Annotated in this window: 17 protein-coding genes; 8 read left to right on the top strand and 9 right to left on the bottom strand. The window is 56.9% G+C overall.

What is annotated here, in order from left to right; all coding sequences use genetic code 11:
- Positions 1-20: 20 nt before the first annotated feature.
- The 4 genes from QZ725_RS06855 to QZ725_RS06870 all read right to left on the bottom strand — a co-directional run bounded on the left by QZ725_RS06855 (position 21) and on the right by QZ725_RS06870 (position 4,527).
- Positions 21-1,706 carry an EAL domain-containing protein gene (locus QZ725_RS06855; protein WP_293777728.1) on the bottom strand — a complete coding sequence of 562 codons (1,686 nt, stop codon included), beginning with the start codon at positions 1,704-1,706 and terminating at the stop codon, positions 21-23.
- Between the two features lie 591 nt (positions 1,707-2,297).
- Positions 2,298-2,756 carry a VOC family protein gene (locus tag QZ725_RS06860; protein ID WP_293777731.1) on the bottom strand — a complete coding sequence of 153 codons (459 nt, stop codon included), beginning with the start codon at positions 2,754-2,756 and terminating at the stop codon, positions 2,298-2,300.
- 81 nt (positions 2,757-2,837) lie between these two features.
- Positions 2,838-3,320, bottom strand: coding sequence for a single-stranded DNA-binding protein (gene ssb, locus QZ725_RS06865; protein WP_293777733.1), 483 nt, complete (start codon positions 3,318-3,320; stop codon positions 2,838-2,840).
- A gap of 13 nt (positions 3,321-3,333) precedes the next feature.
- Complete coding sequence (locus QZ725_RS06870; RefSeq protein WP_293777910.1) at positions 3,334-4,527, bottom strand: MFS transporter; 1,194 nt, start codon at positions 4,525-4,527, stop codon at positions 3,334-3,336.
- 207 nt (positions 4,528-4,734) lie between these two features.
- Between QZ725_RS06870 and uvrA the strand changes: the two genes are divergently transcribed.
- Positions 4,735-7,584 (top strand): excinuclease ABC subunit UvrA, encoded by a 2,850-nt coding sequence (gene uvrA, locus QZ725_RS06875; RefSeq protein ID WP_293777735.1) that lies wholly within the window; start codon positions 4,735-4,737, stop codon positions 7,582-7,584.
- 80 nt (positions 7,585-7,664) lie between these two features.
- Here the strand turns inward: uvrA and QZ725_RS06880 are convergent, their stop codons facing one another.
- The 5 genes from QZ725_RS06880 to QZ725_RS06900 all read right to left on the bottom strand — a co-directional run bounded on the left by QZ725_RS06880 (position 7,665) and on the right by QZ725_RS06900 (position 13,059).
- On the bottom strand, positions 7,665-8,582 hold the full coding sequence (locus QZ725_RS06880; RefSeq protein ID WP_293777737.1) for an AEC family transporter: 918 nt from the start codon (positions 8,580-8,582) through the stop codon (positions 7,665-7,667).
- 74 nt (positions 8,583-8,656) lie between these two features.
- A complete protein-coding gene (locus tag QZ725_RS06885) occupies positions 8,657-9,544 on the bottom strand; it encodes an alpha/beta hydrolase (protein ID WP_293777739.1) in 888 nt (295 codons plus the stop codon).
- A 55-nt stretch (positions 9,545-9,599) separates the two neighbouring features.
- Complete coding sequence (locus tag QZ725_RS06890; RefSeq protein WP_293777742.1) at positions 9,600-11,126, bottom strand: glycosyltransferase family 39 protein; 1,527 nt, start codon at positions 11,124-11,126, stop codon at positions 9,600-9,602.
- Positions 11,127-11,176: 50 nt separating this feature from the next.
- A complete protein-coding gene (locus QZ725_RS06895; RefSeq protein WP_293777744.1) occupies positions 11,177-11,554 on the bottom strand; it encodes an SMR family transporter in 378 nt (125 codons plus the stop codon).
- A complete protein-coding gene (locus QZ725_RS06900) occupies positions 11,551-13,059 on the bottom strand; it encodes a UbiA family prenyltransferase (protein WP_293777746.1) in 1,509 nt (502 codons plus the stop codon). The genes QZ725_RS06895 and QZ725_RS06900 overlap by 4 nt, the downstream gene beginning before the upstream one ends.
- A 333-nt stretch (positions 13,060-13,392) precedes the next feature.
- Here QZ725_RS06900 and QZ725_RS06905 point away from each other — a divergent pair, with 333 nt between their 5' ends.
- From QZ725_RS06905 to raiA, 7 genes are all read left to right on the top strand, one after another.
- Positions 13,393-14,424, top strand: coding sequence for a KpsF/GutQ family sugar-phosphate isomerase (locus QZ725_RS06905; RefSeq protein WP_293777749.1), 1,032 nt, complete (start codon positions 13,393-13,395; stop codon positions 14,422-14,424).
- 90 nt (positions 14,425-14,514) lie between these two features.
- Positions 14,515-15,000, top strand: a complete 486-nt coding sequence (locus tag QZ725_RS06910; protein WP_293777913.1) for an HAD hydrolase family protein — start codon at positions 14,515-14,517, stop codon at positions 14,998-15,000.
- Positions 14,997-15,593, top strand: coding sequence for an LPS export ABC transporter periplasmic protein LptC (lptC, locus tag QZ725_RS06915; RefSeq protein ID WP_293777752.1), 597 nt, complete (start codon positions 14,997-14,999; stop codon positions 15,591-15,593). The genes QZ725_RS06910 and lptC overlap by 4 nt, the downstream gene beginning before the upstream one ends.
- 33 nt (positions 15,594-15,626) lie before the next feature.
- Complete coding sequence (gene lptA / locus QZ725_RS06920; RefSeq protein ID WP_293777755.1) at positions 15,627-16,181, top strand: lipopolysaccharide transport periplasmic protein LptA; 555 nt, start codon at positions 15,627-15,629, stop codon at positions 16,179-16,181.
- Positions 16,181-16,921: an LPS export ABC transporter ATP-binding protein gene (gene lptB / locus QZ725_RS06925; RefSeq protein ID WP_293777757.1), complete on the top strand. Its 741-nt coding sequence runs from the start codon at positions 16,181-16,183 to the stop codon at positions 16,919-16,921. The genes lptA and lptB overlap by 1 nt, the downstream gene beginning before the upstream one ends.
- Positions 16,922-16,939: 18 nt before the next feature.
- Positions 16,940-18,418 (top strand): RNA polymerase factor sigma-54, encoded by a 1,479-nt coding sequence (locus QZ725_RS06930; protein ID WP_293777759.1) that lies wholly within the window; start codon positions 16,940-16,942, stop codon positions 18,416-18,418.
- Between the two features lie 102 nt (positions 18,419-18,520).
- On the top strand, positions 18,521-18,880 hold the full coding sequence (gene raiA, locus QZ725_RS06935; RefSeq protein ID WP_293777761.1) for a ribosome-associated translation inhibitor RaiA: 360 nt from the start codon (positions 18,521-18,523) through the stop codon (positions 18,878-18,880).
- Positions 18,881-18,893: the final 13 nt, after the last annotated feature.

Below are 18,893 nucleotides of genomic sequence, written 5' to 3' on the forward strand. Positions count from 1 at the left end.
AATCTGTTCTGGTTGCCTGATTAGTTTTGCAGCGCCGCCTCGGATTGCAACACGTCGATGACAGCGTTTGGCACCATCGGATGACCGGTATGGAAGCCCTGTATCAGCGAGCAACCTTGCATCGCCAAAAACTTCAACTGAAATTCGTTTTCCACACCTTCCGCCACGGTGGACAAACCCAAGTGGCTGGCAAGGCTGAGCACAACGTTACAGATAGCAGCGTCCTTGACCGACTCCGGCAAATCCTTGATGAAGGTGCGATCGATCTTCAATGCCGCAATCGGGAAACGCTTCAGATAGACCAGCGACGAATAGCCGGTACCGAAATCATCAATCGCGATGCGCACGCCGCGGCTGGTGATTTTAGTCAAAAGTTGTTCGGCGTGCTCAGGGTCGGACATCAGGATGCCCTCGGTAATTTCGAGCAGCAACTGACTGCCGTCGAGCCCAGACAGCTTGAGCGCGTCATCGACCATGTCAATGAACTGATCGCTGCGGAACTGGCGCGGGCTGACGTTGACCGATACATATAGCGTACGACCGGCCGCTTCCTGAAACCGCTTGACTTGCACGCAGGCCACTTTCAGCGCCCATGCGCCCAGCAAATTGATGAGGCCATTATCTTCAGCCATCGGAATGAACTGATTGGGCGGCACCATGCCCATGTCAGGACGCATCCAGCGCATCAGGGCTTCGAAACCCATGATCTGGCGCGTGCGCGCATCAACGATCGGCTGGTAATGCAGCAGGAACTCGCCATTGCGTACCGCTTCGAACATCGCCGCTTCCATCGACACATCATGTTCGAGACGATTGAAGACAATCTGGTTGTAAATGACGCAGCGCGCCTTGCCGGTTTCCTTGGCACGATAAAGCGCAGTATCGGCATGCGCCAGCAATTTGACGTCGGTATCGCCATGCACCGGGTAAACGGCCGCACCGATCGACGTACTCACGTAGAGGGTATTACCGTCGATTTCGAAGGGCAGTTGCATACTCGAAATCATGCGTCGCGCGATGGCGTTGATTTCAGCTTCTTCGATCACGCCAGGCAACACGACGACGAACTCATCGCCGCCAACGCGCGCCAAGGTATCGACGTCGCGCAACAACACGCGCAAACGATCGGCAGCAATACGCAATAGCGAATCGCCAACGCCATGACCGAGCGCATCGTTTACTTTTTTGAAGCCATCGAGATCGAGCTCGACCACGGTGAAACCGCTATCGCTGCGGCGCGCCTGGGCAATCGCCATGCGCAATCGATCGGTCAACAGGGAGCGATTCGGCAACCCCGTCAACTCATCATGGGTCGCCATATGGCGCAGACGTTCTTCGGTCGCATGCTGGGCCGACACATCACGGCCAGCCACCAGCACTTCCGCATCCGGCTCGTCTACCGCGACCATTTCCAGCTCAAACCAAACGGCACCCGCTCTGGTCGAAAGTCGAACGCTGACACGCGTGATCTGCCGTGTTTGTACAGCCTGCATGAATGCCGCTTCGATGGCATGGCGATCGGACAGCCGTACCAGCTCGAACAAACTCATACCAGCCAAAGGTGTGCCCGGTGCCAGCATGCTGGCGGCGCGCTTGCTGGCCTGAATGATTTCCCCTTGCAAACTCAAGCGAAAAGCCAATTCGCCAGCCAGCTCCATCAGGCTATGCAATCGCTTTTCCTCAAGGGGAGTTTTCTTAGAAAACATGGAACGGCTCAAAAAGAATAAACATGACTTTCAAGCCATCGAACAGTGCAAGCATTATCACCAGCCACTGATCCGCAGCGAAGCCACCGACAGGGCACCAAATTGATAAATATTTTGCACAGAAATGTAAAATATTGCCAAATACAATTTCCAAATCTTAATCCACGCCAAGAGAAAAGAGTAGAAAAGTTTATGGAGGAAATTTTCCAGGTTATTGCTCGCAATCAAGTACACGAGAATGCATAGATGACAGGTTTTTCAACGCGACTCACAACCCCTCAGTCATACCAGTCTATCGGCAGAAATACTGCTAACTACAATGCAAAGTGGTGAAACGGCAAACGACGATGACTACGCCTTGCAACGCCGTCATTGAACACATATAGAGATCATCAAGATCGACAAGTGTCGGCACGATTCCTTGCCATGCGACCAATCGATCATCTGGTGCATTCCCTTTTCCCATATCCACATCGCCGATTTGACATGTCGACCCCACGCATGGGTCCGAATCGCTGTACGACGAACAAGAAATCGTGTGCCATTCTCACAACAGTTTGCCGCCACAAAACCGGCACAGATAGAACACTCTTAGTCGGCAAATGCCTCTCGAAGGAACACGTCGAGCGATCGCTGTTCCAATATCTCGATGGAAAAATGTCCAAAGCGTTTGGGCAACCAAAGAATGCGCGCGCCGCTGGGAGAAGATAGATCGTCGCGTGCTAACGGTTTCCCATTTTCGTTTTCCGGCTGCACGCCTGTCGCAACCAGTTCATCGTATGCAAGCTCGATATCCGGCGTGACATAGCAGTGCCGGTAAATCGTCCCCTCCCCTTGCTGTTTCAGCAATGCGTACAAATTGCCGGCAATTGGCTGAACCAGTATGAAACGTTCGCGACCGAACATCACCACGGCGTAACGCACATGCAAGCCATCGCGCTGCCAGACCTGCTCTTTGGAAATACGGGCCTGAAAAACACGCGCGTAGTAAGCACATGCCTCCTCCAGGTCATTAACCAGCACATCAACATGGCTAAACGTCAATTGCATGCATTTCTCTAAATCAAGAAGACAAGAAAAATCCCCAGAAGCGCAAGCTGGCTGGGGATTCTTAATCGGCGCTAACAGCGATCAGAACGGAATATCGTCGTCCATGTCGCTGAAGTTCGACGCTGGCTGCTGGCGTGGCGCCGGACGGCTGGCCGGTGCGGGGGCTGCACTCTGACGTGGTGCAGGCATGCCACCACCGTATTCGTCATCCATGCCAACGCTGCCGCCCGAACGACCACCCAGCATTTGCATGCTATCGGCGATGATTTCGGTGGTGAAGCGCTCGACACCTTCCTTGTCCGTCCATTTGCGCGTCTGCAGGCGCCCCTCAACGTAGACCGACGAACCTTTCTTCAGATACTGTCCGGCGATCTCGGCCAGCTTGCGGTAGAAGGTTATACGGTGCCATTCGGTGAGCTCCTTCTTCTCGCCAGTGTTCTTATCTTTCCAGCTTTCGGAGGTTGCCACGGCGATATTGGTGACGGCATCGCCATTGGGCATATAGCGCGTTTCGGGATCGCGACCGAGGTTACCGACGATGATGACTTTATTGACTGACGCCATTCAATTTCTCCGATTAGGCGACGGTGGCAGGAGCCGGATGCCGTCGCGACAGGTTTTTCATATTGGCCGCAATTATAAGCCAGCCAAGGCACAAGGCCCCACCCATGATGAACACGGACGAGGGCCCCGCGTACTGCACCAGCATCCCGCCCGCGGCACCGCCGCAGAACAGGCCCAGCGATTGCAGCGTGTTGTAAATGCCTAGCGCCGCCCCCTTGCTGGCTGGCGGCGCGATGCGCGATACCAGCGAAGGCTGGCTCGCCTCCAGAAGATTGAAGGCGACAAAGAAGGCCAGCAACAGGCCCAACGGCAGCAGCCAACTAACTTGTGTTTGCCGCAGCAAATGCCACATGCCGAACTGCACCAGCAACAGCAACACGATCGCCGCCAGAAAAACGTGCTTGGATTTACCGTGCCGCTCGGCTGCCAGCAATGGCGGCAACATCAGCACAAAAGACGCAAGCACAACAGGCAGATAGATTTGCCAGTGCTGCGCCAGCGGCAACTGCAGAAAGCGGATCAAGGCTGATGGCATGACGACGAACATCGCCATCTGCATCAGATGCAAGGCGAACACGCCGTAGTTCAGGCGCATCAATTCGACGTTGAATAGAATGTCGCGAAACCCCGCCCTTGTTCCCGGTAGTGGCGGCGCAGGCGGTACGACGCGCAGCACGACCACGATCGCCAGCAACGCCAGTAGGCCCGTCAGTGCAAAAATCCCCGACATGCCGATGGCGCGATACAGCAAAGGCGAAGCGACCAAGGATGTCGCAAACGATATTCCGATTGAGGCCCCCACCATTGCCATCGCCTTGGTGCGCTGTTCTTCACGCGTGGTGTCGGCAATCAATGCGGTCACGGCTGCAGAAATCGCACCGGCACCTTGCAAGGCGCGCCCGATGATGACCCACAACATGCTGTCGGCAGCCGCAGCGACAAAGGAACCGGCCGCGAACAGGATCAGACCAATCACGATCACGCGCTTGCGCCCGTAACGATCGGAGGCAATTCCAAAAGGAATCTGGCCGAACGACTGCGTCAATCCATAGATGCCCAGCGCCAGTCCGACCAGCACGGCATTGTCACCGCCCGGCATGGTTTTCGCATGGACGGCAAACACCGGCAAGATCAGGAACAACCCGAGCATGCGCAGCGCAAAGATGCCGGCCAGCGAAAGGCAGGAACGGCGTTCTTCGGAAGTCATGCTGGTGGAAGCAGAAGGGATTGTCATCAAGGCGGACTGGGGAAGTGGTCGCATTAACAATGACGCGTCAACCCGGCAAAAACCTTTGTCATCCGGCTTTTACGGGTGTCTTTAAAACCCGCTATAGTATCAGGTTGACCCGTTTCTACCGGCTGCCCTTCTTCATAAAAGAGCGGTGGCGCCGAACCAGCCAGAACGAAAGAGTGAATGGAAGAAATTCGCATCCGTGGTGCGCGCACGCACAACCTCAAGAACATCAATCTTGATCTCCCGCGCAACAAGCTGATCGTGATCACCGGCCTGTCCGGTTCCGGCAAGTCGTCGCTCGCGTTCGACACCTTGTATGCCGAAGGCCAGCGTCGCTACGTCGAATCGCTGTCGGCCTATGCGCGCCAGTTCCTGCAATTGATGGAAAAGCCCGATGTCGATCTGATCGAAGGTCTGTCGCCGGCGATTTCCATCGAGCAGAAGGCGACGTCGCACAATCCTCGCTCGACAGTCGGCACGGTCACCGAAATTCACGATTACCTGCGCCTGCTGTATGCGCGCGTGGGCACACCCTACTGCCCCGACCATCCAGAGAATCCGCTGGCGGCGCAATCGGTCTCGCAAATGGTCGATGCCGTGCTGGCGATGCCGGAAGACACCAAGCTGATGATCCTGGCGCCCGTGGTCGCCAATCGCAAGGGTGAGCATCTCGATCTGTTCGAGCAGATGCAGGCACAAGGCTTCGTACGCTTTCGCGTGCAGAGCGGGACTGGCAACGCCCATATCTACGATGTGGATGCGCTGCCCAAACTGAAGAAGGCCGAAAAGCACACCATCGATGTCGTCATCGACCGCGTCAAGGTCAAGGCCGATATCAAGCAGCGGCTGGCTGAAAGTTTCGAGACCGCATTGCGTCTGGCCGAAGGCCGTGCGCTGGCCGTTGAGATGGATAGCGGTGCAGAGCACCTGTTCTCCAACAAGTTCGCCTGCCCGGTATGCGGTTACGCATTGCAGGAGCTGGAACCGCGCCTGTTCTCGTTCAACAACCCGATGGGCGCCTGCCCGGAATGCGACGGCCTCGGCCATATCGAATTCTTTGATCCGAAACGTATCGTCGCCTTCCCCAACCTGTCACTGGCCAGCGGTGCGGTCAAAGGCTGGGATCGACGCAACCAGTTCTACTTCCAGATGCTGACGGCGATTGCCGACTTTTACGCATTCGATCTCGACCTACCGTTCGAGCAACTGCCGGAAAAGGCGCAGGAAGTCGTGCTCTACGGCTCGGGCAAGCAAAAGCTGCCGTTCAGCTATATCAATGAAAAGGGCCGCGCCGTCGTGCGTGAACATGAATTCGAAGGCGTGGTACACAACCTGCAGCGCCGCTATCGCGAAACCGATTCGATGGCGGTCAAGGAAGAACTCGCCAAATTCATCAACGAGAAAGAATGCCCGAGCTGCCACGGCGCGCGCCTGCGCGTGGAAGCACGCAACGTCAAGGTCGGTAGCGGCAAGCAACAACGCGCGATCTACGAAGTGGCCGCCACGCCGCTGCGAGACACGCTAGAATTTTTCCAGAAGCTGAAGTTGACCGGTGCGAAAAAGGAAATTGCCGACCGCATCATCAAGGAAATTGTTTCGCGTCTGACCTTCCTCAATAACGTCGGCCTCGATTACCTCTCACTGGAACGCAGTGCCGATACGCTGTCGGGTGGCGAGGCACAACGCATTCGTCTCGCTTCACAGATCGGTTCCGGCCTGACCGGCGTCATGTACGTGCTTGATGAACCTTCGATCGGCCTGCACCAGCGCGATAACGACCGACTGATCGCCACGCTGCAGCACCTGCGCGACATCGGCAACAGCGTGCTGGTGGTCGAACACGATGAAGATGCGATCCGCTGCGCCGACTACGTGGTGGATATGGGCATCGGCGCCGGTGTGCATGGCGGCGAAGTGATCGCCGAAGGCACGCTGCAAGACATCCTCAAGAACAAGAAGTCGCTGACCGCGCAATATCTGAACGGCACGCTCGCCATCGACGTGCCGAAGAAGCGCACTGCACCCAATCCGAAAAAACAACTCGCCATCACGGGCGCACGCGGCAACAACCTCAAGAACGTCACGCTTGAACTACCGGTCGGTTTGCTGACGTGCGTGACGGGCGTTTCGGGTTCGGGCAAGTCCACACTCGTCAACGACACGCTGTATCTGGCGGCGGCGCGCCATCTGTATGGCTCACAAGCCGAACCGGCTGCGCACGAATCGATCAGCGGGCTAGAACATTTCGACAAGGTGATTTCGGTCGATCAGGCACCAATCGGTCGTACGCCACGCTCCAACCCCGCCACCTACACCGGCCTGTTCACGCCGATCCGCGATCTGTTCGCCACCGTGCCTGCCGCCAAGGAACGCGGCTATTCAGCCGGACGTTTTTCGTTCAACGTCAAGGGCGGTCGCTGCGAAGCTTGCCAGGGCGATGGCGTGATCAAGGTCGAGATGCACTTCCTGCCGGACGTCTACGTGCCATGCGACGTCTGCCACGGCAAACGCTACAACCGCGAAACACTGGAAGTCGAGTACAAGGGCAAGAACATCACCGAAATCCTCGACATGACGGTAGAAGATGCGCATACATTCTTCGAGCCGGTCCCCGTTATCGCCCGCAAACTGCAAACCCTGCTCGATGTCGGCCTCGGCTACATTCGACTCGGCCAAAGCGCGACGACGTTATCGGGTGGTGAAGCGCAGCGCGTCAAACTCTCGCTTGAACTGTCGAAGCGGGATACGGGCCGCACGCTGTACATTCTCGATGAACCGACCACCGGCCTGCACTTCCACGATATCGCCCTGCTGCTCAAGGTGATCCATCGCCTGCGCGATCAGGGCAACACCGTCGTCATCATCGAACACAACCTCGATGTGATCAAAACGGCAGACTGGCTGATCGACATGGGACCGGAAGGCGGCGCTGGCGGCGGCCAGGTAATTGGTGCCGGCACGCCGGAAGATTTGGCGAAGAACGAGAAGAGTTTTACCGGGAAATATCTCGGACCGTTGCTCAAGAAATAGATGCATCGTCAAATAAAAAAGCGCGCCTTGTGTGCGCTTTTTTATTGTCGGCTTTTATTGTTAATTGATTGTCGACAGCGTCAAGTTGGCAACCCCATCCACAAACCAAGCGGCACGAACAGCAGCGCCGCCAGATTGCCGAGCAAGACGATGGAGGCGACCTTGTCCGGCTCTTGCTTGTACTGTTCGGCCATCATGAAACAGAACACGGCCGGCGGCAGTGCCGCAAACAGATACATCTGCCCGCGCTGATCGGCCGTCAAACCGAATATCTGATCGAGCAGCCACGCAATCGCCAGGCCCGCCAGAGGACAAACCGCTGCGCCAACCAAGCCAATGTGCCAGCTCTTCAGACTGACATCCAGCATGCGCACGCCAAGAGCAAACAGCATCAAGGGAATGCAGGCATCGCCCAGCATTTTCATCGCCAGGAACAAGGGCTGCGGCACAGCCACGCGGCAGAGTGCAAACAGCATGCCGACGATCATCGCGATCATCATCGGATTGGCGAGAAACTTCCAGCGCGAGACATGCGTGCCGCTGGATGCGCGGCCACTTTCCAGAATCTTGATACCTACCGAAAAATAGATGAAGTTGCAGGCCATGAAGAGCGCGACGGCGGCGCCCAGGCCGCTGGCACCGAAGGCCAGCATCGCCAGCGGCAGCCCCATGTTACCGCAATTGTTGTACATCATCGGCGGTACGAAGGTGCGCACGTCATAGCCGAACAGTCGCGCCACCGGCCATGCCAGCAAGCCCGACCCCAGCGACATCAGCACGCCGGCAAGGATCAGCGTGCCGTTGTGCGCGAGATCGAAATCCTTCGCGGCCAGTGCGGTGAAGACCAGCAAGGGACACAGCACATCCATGCTGACGCGATTGACTGCCAGCATGTCGGAACGCACACCCTCACCCCGCAAACGGCCATAGCCATAACCCAGTGCGATGATGACGAAAACCGGCAGGATGATGCCGAGTATGCGTTCAAAAAGGTCCATTCCGATCCTTGCGACATGAAAATTGCCGGGAACGAATGCCGTCCCGGCAACTGCATGCACAGCTTACTGCATCTTTATTTTTTCAGCGGTATGGTTTGCCGGCCACCATCGGTCTTGACGAACTGTTCGACCTCGTGGAGCACCGGCGCCAACTGACGGAAGGGCCACGCCATGCTGACCACGATCGTGGCGTGGCTGGTATTGTTGAAATACAGCTCCCTGACCGGCACGCCGACATCGCGCAACTTCTTCGCCAATCCGCCAGTGTTGCGCTTGGGATCGACCAGATCATCCTTGTTCGAGGCCAGAAGCAAAGCGGGTGGCGCACCTGCGGTCACATGATTGATCGGCTGTGAGTCGGGCGGGCTGTTGGGATGCAAGAACACTGGTTTGACGTCGGGATTTTCAATCGGCAGAAAATCGTAAGGCCCAGCCAATCCGATCCAGCCGCGCAGTACGCCGGGCGACAGTGACATCTTGTTCAGCCAGCGCTTATCGAGCGCCACCATCGCCGCGTTGTAGGCACCGGCGCTGTGCCCCATTACAAATACATGCTTAGGATCGCCGCCGATGTTTTTGGCTTGCCTGACAGTCCAGGCGACCGCACTGGCGCCGTCCTCGACAAACGCCGGATAGCGCACTTGCGGATAAACGCGATAGTCGGCGACTACGGCAATGATGCCGCGAGCCGCCAACGCCTCACCGACAAAAGCGTAATCATGCCGATCGCCCTGATTCCAGCTACCGCCATAAAAGAAAACAACGATCGGGGCCGGGCCTTGCAAATCACGCGGTATATAGACATCCAGTTTCTGGCGCGGATCGTCACCGAATGGCACATCCGCTTTCTTGGTATAGGTCGCTGAGGTCGTGATGGCATTAATTGCCTTGAGCGGCGCGCAGGCAGCAAGTCCGCCCAGCACCAGCAAGGCGGCCAACAAGGTAAGGAAAAGTCGGGTCATTGCAGGGCGCCTTTCAAGCAAGCATCCGTCGAACGGATCCGGACGCCCTTGCTAATCAGGGGCGTGGCAGCTCGTAACGCTCAAGGAACTGGCAGCCGTAGACCGGCAGGAACGACGGAATTCGATAATACCGTTGGGCAATCGTTTTCAGGATTCGTTCGCGATAGACGTCGTACTTGAAGCCCTCGCCATCCGCAAACCAGAATGGCACGCCATCGATTTCGAAGCGATGCACGGTCACGCTGGAGAAGTAAGGTGTCAGCTCCGCCGCATCAATGGCACGACGATCAAAGATGCGGATATTCCGGCCTTCAAACATGCGGAAATCGACTAGCAGATCATCCTGGCGCGCATGAAACTTGCCGACTCCGAAAGTCGGAAAATATTCACCAGCGTGATAGGCGAGGATGGAGGACGGCGTAAAGGCGCGCCCCATGATCAAGCCATCGGCTGGCAGATCCTTGCGCAAGGTGGCAACGATGGTATCGGTTTCGCGATGGAACACGATATCGTCATGCAAGGCATAGCCCTTCCACATGGAAGTCGGTGCCGCCATCAGCGCCACCAGGAAAAGCAGTGGTGGCACGGAATACAAAGCCGTCCAGATCGCATAACGACGCAGATCGCCAGCACCGGCAATCGTCCCCAGAAACAGGAAGACAAACGGCATGAAACCCAACACCCAGTGCAGGCCGATCGACTTCTCCATCGACAGCAACAGGAACAAGGCGAATGGCACCACAATCAGTGTCACGATCGCGCCATGCCGTACCAGCGCCGAACCCGAACTGACGATACGCCACAAGACCCATGGCGTGATCAGATAAATCATCATCGCCACATATTCGGCAATCGTCGTCCACGACCACTCAACGTTCTCGTTGCGATTGATCAGATTGAACATCACATTGGTCCAGCAATTGTGTGCATTGAATGCAATCGTGATCGCAAACAACGGTGCGGAGCAGGCAGCGATGATCAGCAAGTTGATCCAACCGCGACGCGAGCGGCAGAAATAAACGAAATAGGCAATCGCCAGCAAGCCGGCGAAATACTTGGACAGTAGCGCGCAACCCAGAAAAATACCGGCGGCGACAAACCACAGGCGGCGATTCGACAACACGCCACGCAAGAAACTGTAGCCGGACAGGAAAACGAAGAAGATCAGTGGTGTATCGGTCGTCACCAGATTCAGCAGCAGTGTGAACGGCAACAGCAGAAACAACGTGCCCAGCCACCATGCCGTACCTTCCTGGCGCGGCGCCATGCGACGCAGCAGATCGACCATGCCCAACGCAATCAGGCTCCAGAGCAACACGGTGAAAAAGCGGATCGAGAGCGGGCTCGGTGAAATGCTGTTCAGTACGTACAGCAACCAGCCCACCATCGGCGGATGATCGGAATAGCCCCAATCGGGATACACACCCCATTGATAGAAAAAGGCTTCGTCACCCGTCATCGGGAAGCAGGCAGCCAGCCACATCTTGATGAGCAGGGTCACCGCGAAAACGCGGAAAAACACCTTGCGTGCATGTACGGGGTCGGCGTCGGCGTAGAGCGCGCGCGTCAAATCCAAATTCATTGATTTCCTTGAAAACTTTTTTACGACGAAACGCTTTATTGCAGATTTGGCTACGTCTTTACGGCAAGAACGAGCACACCAACGACAATCAGTGTCACGCCCACTATTTTCGCCACGCTGATCGATTCACCGAGGAAGAAAATGCCTGCCAGTGTGGTCAGCACCACACCGAGCGAGACCAGCGGATACGCCATGCTGACTTCAAGCTTGCCCAGCACCAGCAACCACAAGCCCGCGCTGGCACCAAAGCAGAACATGCCGCCCCAGATCAGCGGACTGTAGAGTGCCGGCAAAACGACTGCCGGCAACCCTTGCGACATTGCCTGCTGCATCGTCGCGGTAGACATTCCCATTTTCAGCAGCACCTGCGCTGCTGCCGTCAGACAAACGCAGAATAGGGCCAGGCCCAGCGCACCCAACTGGCTCATTTCCAGCCTCCAATCGATGCCGCCAGCGCTACCGCTGCGGCGAGGAAACCGACAACCCAGCTGGCGCGATCCGTGATGGCGAACAGCAGCGGATCGTCATGAATTTCCATGCGCGAAATCTTAAGCCACAAGCGCATGATCCAGAACAGCATCAGCGGCAGAATCAGCCACAGGATGTCGGAATGCGGATAAAGCCGGCCATTGTCCTGACGGTCGATATACAGCGCCAACAGCATCACTGCGACGAAGCCGCTGGCAATGCCCATCGAGATCAGGTACGACAAATCGCTGGTGCGATAACCGCGACCGGCGGCAGAGGTCCGCCCGTCCTCGTTCATGAATTCCAGTTCGGCACAACGTTTGACCAATGCCAGACTCAGGAACATGAACAGCGATACCGCCAGCAACCAGTTGGAAATCACGACATCACTGACCTCACCGCCAGCCAGAATGCGGTGCGTATACAGCGAAGCCAGTACCAAGACATCGACAATCGCAATCTGCTTGAGGCGCGCCGAATACAGCAGGGTCACCGCCACATACAGCAGCATCAGCAGGAAAAACGGCAACGCGATCCACAATGCCAACAGCAGTGACAAGGGCAGCAATACGCACACCAGCCCCATCCCGAATGGAATCGACAAACGGGCCGAAGCAAAGGGGCGCTTGTTCTTGCGCGGATGCGCTCGATCCGATGCCAGATCAAACAAGTCATTGATGACATAGGTTGCCGAAGCACACATGCCAAAGGCAACAAATGCCACCAGCGTGATCAACCAACGCTGCGCATCGAGCTCATGCGCGGCCAGCAGCGGCACAAAGATCAGCACGTTCTTCGCCCATTGATGCAGGCGCAAAGCCTTGAAAGTCAGCAGCAAGGGTACCGGATGCGGATCAATAACCAGTGTCGGCGTGCGCAATGCCTCCGCGCGACGCAGCACCGATGGCGACGCATTCACCACCACGATCTCGCCGGCCTGCGCCCAGACAGCCAGATCGGGCGTGTCGTTACCGCAATAGGCAAATCCCTTGCCGCCGGCATCGGCCTGAATCGCCTGCAATTTCGCGTGGGACTTGAGGTTGTTGTGGGCATCGCTGGCGATGACCGCATCAAACAGTTCGAGATGCGCGCCCACCTGCTGCACCAATACCTTGTTGGAAGCGCTCGCCAACACCAGTCGACGGCCTGCCTGCCGCTGCTCGCGCAACCACGTCAGCAAGGACTGGTTGTAAGGCAACAAGGAAACATCGAGCGTCACACGTTGAGCAATCTGCGCTTTCAGAAAGCCACGCCCGCGCAGCAGCCAGGCGAAACAGGCAAACAAATAGAAAGGATTGCGTTTGATCAGCAGCAGGAAGGATTCGAACAGCAGGTCGCTGTACGTCAGCGTGCCGTCGAGATCGACATAGATCGGCAAACCCTGATGCGACACGGTATCAGCCGACGCCACATTGGTCGGCATGGCGGACGTGGCATGCAAGGGAATGTCCGGAGAAACGCTCAAATCACCACCTGGAAGCAAAGTTGGATCACAAGGAAGGGGTTGTCGGTTGGTGCACCCGCAGTCATGGCAGCCGCAAGTCACACAACACATCTGCCATCGGGATATCGGGATATCAGGTGCCAGCTATTAAGAAGACAAGCCGTGCCGCCACATGGTCGGCCGGCAATTTTCCAATTTCGCGCAAACAGCGTCAACCTTTAACGGCAGCACAGCACCTCGGCGCATCTATCTGCCAGGACGCGGTGCCGCACTTGATGCAAGCAACACCGTGCGGCGACATTCTATTGCGTTTAGGTCTGGCAGGTTTTTTGCTTAACGCATATACTTTGGGCCATGACTGCGCCCAAAGCTCCCTATTCCCCTTCGGCTTCCCGCCTTGATGAGGCGCAAGCCGAACGCGCCCTGCGGTACGCCCATCAGACGTTGCAAATCGAAGCCGACGAAATTCTGTCGCTCAAACAACGTCTCGAAAGCAATGCCGGCCCGTTCATGCGCGCCGTCGATTTGTTGCTGCACTGCGAAGGGCGCGTCGTGGTATCCGGCATCGGCAAATCGGGGCATATCGCACGCAAGATCGCCGCGACGCTGGCCTCGACCGGCACCCCCGCCTTGTTCGTACACGCAGCCGAAGCTTCGCACGGCGATTTGGGCATGATCACGGCCAAGGATGCCCTGATCGCCATTTCCTATTCGGGCGAAGCCGGTGAATTGCTGTCCATCGTGCCCATTCTCAAGCGCATGGGTGCGAGCCTGATTGCCGTTACCGGCAATGACCAATCCAACCTCGCCAAGCTGGCGGACGTGCACCTGAACGTCGCAGTAGAAAAAGAAGCATGTCCATTGAATCTGGCACCGACCGCAAGCACCACTGCCACGCTGGCACTCGGCGATGCGCTGGCCGTCGCACTGCTGGACGCCCGCGGTTTCGGTGCCGAAGACTTTGCGCGCTCGCATCCGGGCGGTGCACTCGGCCGTCGCCTGCTGACCCATGTGCGCGACGTCATGCGCACGGGCAATGCCATTCCAACCGTCGATGCCGACGCCACACTGTATACCGCCCTGCTTGAAATCAGTCGCAAGGGCATGGCCATGACGGCGATTGTCGACAAGGAAGGACGTGCCATCGGCGTTTTCACCGATGGCGATTTGCGCCGCCTGATCGAAAGCGTGCAGGATTTCTCCAAGCTGTCGATTGCCGAAGTCATGCATCCGAATCCACGTAGCGTGCATCCCGACCAGCTTGCCGTCGAAGCCGTCGAACTGATGGAGCAGCATCGCATCAACCAGTTGCTGGTAACCGATGCAGAGCAGCGCCTCGTCGGCGCGCTCCATATCCACGACCTGACACGCGCGAAGGTGATCTGAACGATGAGCAGCAACCCGTCTCACACCATCACCGACGCTTTGCACGAAGCAAGCGAGCAGACTGCGGCACGCGCTGCACGTGTACGCCTGATGATTTTCGATGTCGATGGCATTCTGACGGACGGCAGTCTGCACTTCAGCGCCGATGGCGAAGTCATGAAGACCTTCAACGTACTCGACGGTCATGGCATCAAGCTGCTGCAACAAGCCGGCATTGCCACTGCCATCATCAGCGCGCGCCAGTCGCCGATCGTTCTCAAGCGTGCGACCGATCTCGGCGTGCAGCATGTCTTTCAGGATGCACACGACAAGCGCACCATTTTCGAAGCGCTACTGGGCAAAACCGGCATGACCGCAGACGAATGCGGCTTCGTTGGTGACGATGTCATCGATCTGCCCATCCTGTCGCGCGTCGGCTTTGCCGCCAGCGTGCCCAATGGCCACGCGGAAGTACGCAAGCGCGTACATTACGTAACCACGGCACAGGGCGGTCGTGGCGCGGCACGCGAATTGTGCGATTTCATCCTGCATGCACAAAACAAATACGAGGCGGCACTGGCGCCGTATCTGGCATGAAGGCAGCGCGCCCGACCAATACCGTCAAGCTGGTGATTCTGATCGTGCTGGCCGCGAGTCTCGCGCTCGGCAGTCTGTGGCTGGTCGAAGTGATGCGTCGCCAAACCGAAGATACGCTGCCGCAAGCCGCACGCACCGATCCGGATTTCTATGTCGAGAAATTCAATTTCGTGCGCATGGACAAGAATGGTTCCGCCCGCTACAACGTCACTGGTACGCAAATGCAGCACTATCCCGGCGACAATTCGTACCTGATCCAGAATCCCGTGATGCATAGCTATGGCGCTGATCGTCCGCCGATGGTGAGCCAATCCAAGCGCGCCACGATTCAGAACAACAACACCGAAGTGCACATGTATGACGACGTGCACATTGACCGTCCTGCCTCGGCGACATCGCAGCGCTTTCAGTTGAAAACGTCTTACCTGCTGTTGCTGCCTGATGAAGACATCATGAAGACGCCCAAGCCAGTCGAATTGCAACTGGGCGGTTCGGTACTCAACGGCGTCGGTATGGTCGCCAATAATGCAACGGGCGAATTCAAGCTGTCCGGCGATGTCCGCGGCACCTATCAGCCCGCATCCAGAAACTGACGCCTAGCGTCCAACGCTTTTCAGAGACAAGCCATGAAACGTTTGCTGCCCTCTCTTTTTCTCGCAACCTGCCTTGCCATTCCGCTCGCGCACGCCGAAAAAGCAGACTCCACCAAACCCACTAACGTCGAAGCCAACAAGATGGAATACGACGACGTGAAGCAGATCAACACCTTCACCGGCAACGTGGTGCTGACGCGCGGCACGATTCGCATGACCTCGGCCCGCATGATCGTGCGACAAGATCCGGAAGGCTATCAATTCGTCACCATGTACGCACCGCCGAACGGCCTTGCGACCTTTCGCCAGCGCCGCGACGGCGGCAATGACCAATGGATCGAAGGCAAGGCAGAGCGCATCGAATACGATGACAAGACCGAAATCATGAAGTTGTTCGTACGCGCCGAAATGCGTCGCCTGGAAAACGGCAAGTCCACCGATGAAGTCCAGGGCGAATACATCTCCTACGACACGCGCGCCGAATTCTTCACCGTCCACAATTCGCCGAGCGGCACCAGCAAGGATGGCGGCGGACGTATTCGCGCCGTGATCCAGCCGCGCACGACAGCACCGGCAGGAGGCAACTGATGTCGAGCAAGCTGATCGTCAACGGACTGCAAAAAAGCTATGGTGCACGCCAGGTCGTGCGTGATGTCGGCCTGCAAGTGGAAAGCGGCGAAGTCGTCGGTCTGCTGGGGCCGAATGGCGCCGGCAAGACCACGTCGTTCTACATGATCGTCGGCCTCGTGCCGTCGGATGCCGGTGTGATCGAACTCGATGGCACCGACATCTCGCGTCGCCCGATTCACGAACGCGCCGTGCTCGGCCTCTCGTATCTACCGCAGGAAGCATCGGTCTTCCGCAAACTCAGCGTCGAAGACAATATCCGCGCCGTGCTGGAGTTGCAGCGTGTCGATGGCAAGACCATCAGCCGCGATGAAATCGAAAACCGTCTCGACAAACTGCTCGCCGATCTGCAGATCGAAAAACTGCGCGGCAATCAAGCCATGTCGCTGTCGGGTGGTGAACGCCGCCGGGTGGAAATTGCACGCGCGCTGGCGACGAATCCTCGCTTCGTGCTCCTTGATGAGCCATTCGCCGGCGTCGATCCGATTGCCGTGATCGAGATTCAGCGTATCGTGCGCTTCCTCAAGGAACGCGGCATCGGCGTGTTGATCACCGATCACAACGTACGCGAAACGCTCGGCATTTGTGATCACGCCTACATCATCAATCAGGGCGCCGTGCTGGCCAGCGGTCGCCCTGACGACATCATTGAAAACGAATCGGTACGCCGCGTATATCTCGGCGAACACTTCCGCATGTAATCGCGAAGAACAGGACTCATGAAGCAATCCCTGCAATTACGCGTTTCCCAGCATCTGGCACTCACGCCCCAGTTGCAGCAATCGATTCGCCTGCTGCAACTGTCGACGCTCGAGTTGCATCAGGAACTGGAACAAATCCTTGCAGAAAATCCGATGCTGGAACGCACTGACGATCCGCTCGACAATGCCACACGTCTATTGGCAGACGGCGCCATCAGCACAGCATCCAGCACGACTGCCGACAGCCCAGCGAACACGGAAAGCGGCGATACACCAACCACAGAGTTCGATGGCGGGAGCGAAGGCAGCAACGATGTTGGCGATAGTGGTGGCGATACCGACTGGAGCTTCGACGATGTTGCTCGCACCTCCAAGGCACCGGAAGATGATGATGGCCGCCCACAGCTCGAAGCACATGAAACGACACTGCGCGAACACCTGCTTGAACAGGTGTCGCTGACGGTACGTGAACTGCGCGATCGTGCCCTGCTCGAACTGCTCATCGATGCACTCGACGACAACGGCTATCTCGAAGAATCACTCGATGAAATTCACGTCCGCCTGCCCGAAGAACTCGAGATCGAACCGGAGGAATTGCGCATTGCACTCAACCTTCTGCAAAGTTTTGATCCGGCCGGCGTCGGCGCACGCAATGCATCCGAATGTTTGGCATTGCAGATTCGACGCATGCCCAAGGTGCCGTTCGTCACGCGCCGCATGGCGCTGGAAATCGTCGAGCAGTATCTCGGACTATTCGCGCAACGCGATTTCAACAAATTGCGCAAGGCTCTCAATTGCGATGACGAAGACTTGCGCGAAGCACAGGCCGTCATCAAGCAATGCAATCCACACCCCGGCGCACCGTATGCCAGCAATGCCTCCGATTACGTTGTGCCCGATGTGATCGTCAAACGTACACGCAGCGGCTGGCAAGTCACGCTCAATCATGACGTGATGCCACGCCTGCGCGTCAACAGCATGTACGCCAATATCCTCAAGCAAAGCAAGGGTGAGGGCTCACTCGGTTCGCAACTGCAGGAAGCCAAGTGGCTGATCAAAAACATGCGCCAGCGCTTCGATACCATCCTGCGTGTTTCACAGGCCATTGTCGAACGTCAACGCAATTTCTTCTCGCACGGTGCAGTGGCCATGCGGCCGCTTGTCTTGCGCGAAATTGCTGATACACTGGGTTTACACGAGAGCACCATTTCTCGTGTGACGACGCAGAAATACATGCTCACGCCGCACGGCATGTTCGAACTGAAATATTTTTTCGGTAGCCATGTGGCAACAGAAACGGGCGGCGAAGCATCATCGACTGCGATTCGTGCCTTGATCAAGCAACTGATAGGAGCCGAAAACCCGAAAAGCCCATTATCCGATAGCAAGATTGCAGACATGCTGGCGGAACAGGGAATGGTGGTGGCACGGCGCACCGTTGCCAAATATCGCGAAGCCCTCAAAATCCCCCCGGTGAATCTGCGCAAGTCTTTGTAGCAACGCGTTGTTGATACGTCCTTTGTAGTTTGTTCTACCTTGCTGTGTTCCTGCACTGCAATCGGCGCAAGAACCTCCAGTGAGTCATCATAGGAGCACTATATGAATCTCACCATCAGCGGACATCATCTCGAACTGACTCCAGCCATACGTGAATACGTACAAGGAAAACTGGAGCGCATCAAACGCCACTTCGACCAAGTCATCGACATTGCCGTCATCCTGACCGTGGACCATCTTCCAGAAAAAGAGAAACGCCAGCGCGCGGAAATCAATTTGCGTGTACGCGGCAAGGATCTGCATGCGGAAAGCATTGCGACCAACCTCTATGCCGCCATCGATGCGCTGATCGACAAGCTCGATCGCCAAGTCATCAAATACAAAACCAAGTTGCAGGATCACTCGAAGGCCGCGATCAAACGCATGCCGGATCCGAATTCTGATGCCATAGAAACTGCTTGATTCTCGAATCTCT

The sequence above is a fragment of the uncultured Oxalicibacterium sp. genome, from assembly GCF_913776015.1.
Classification (GTDB): Bacteria; Pseudomonadota; Gammaproteobacteria; order Burkholderiales; family Burkholderiaceae_D; genus Oxalicibacterium.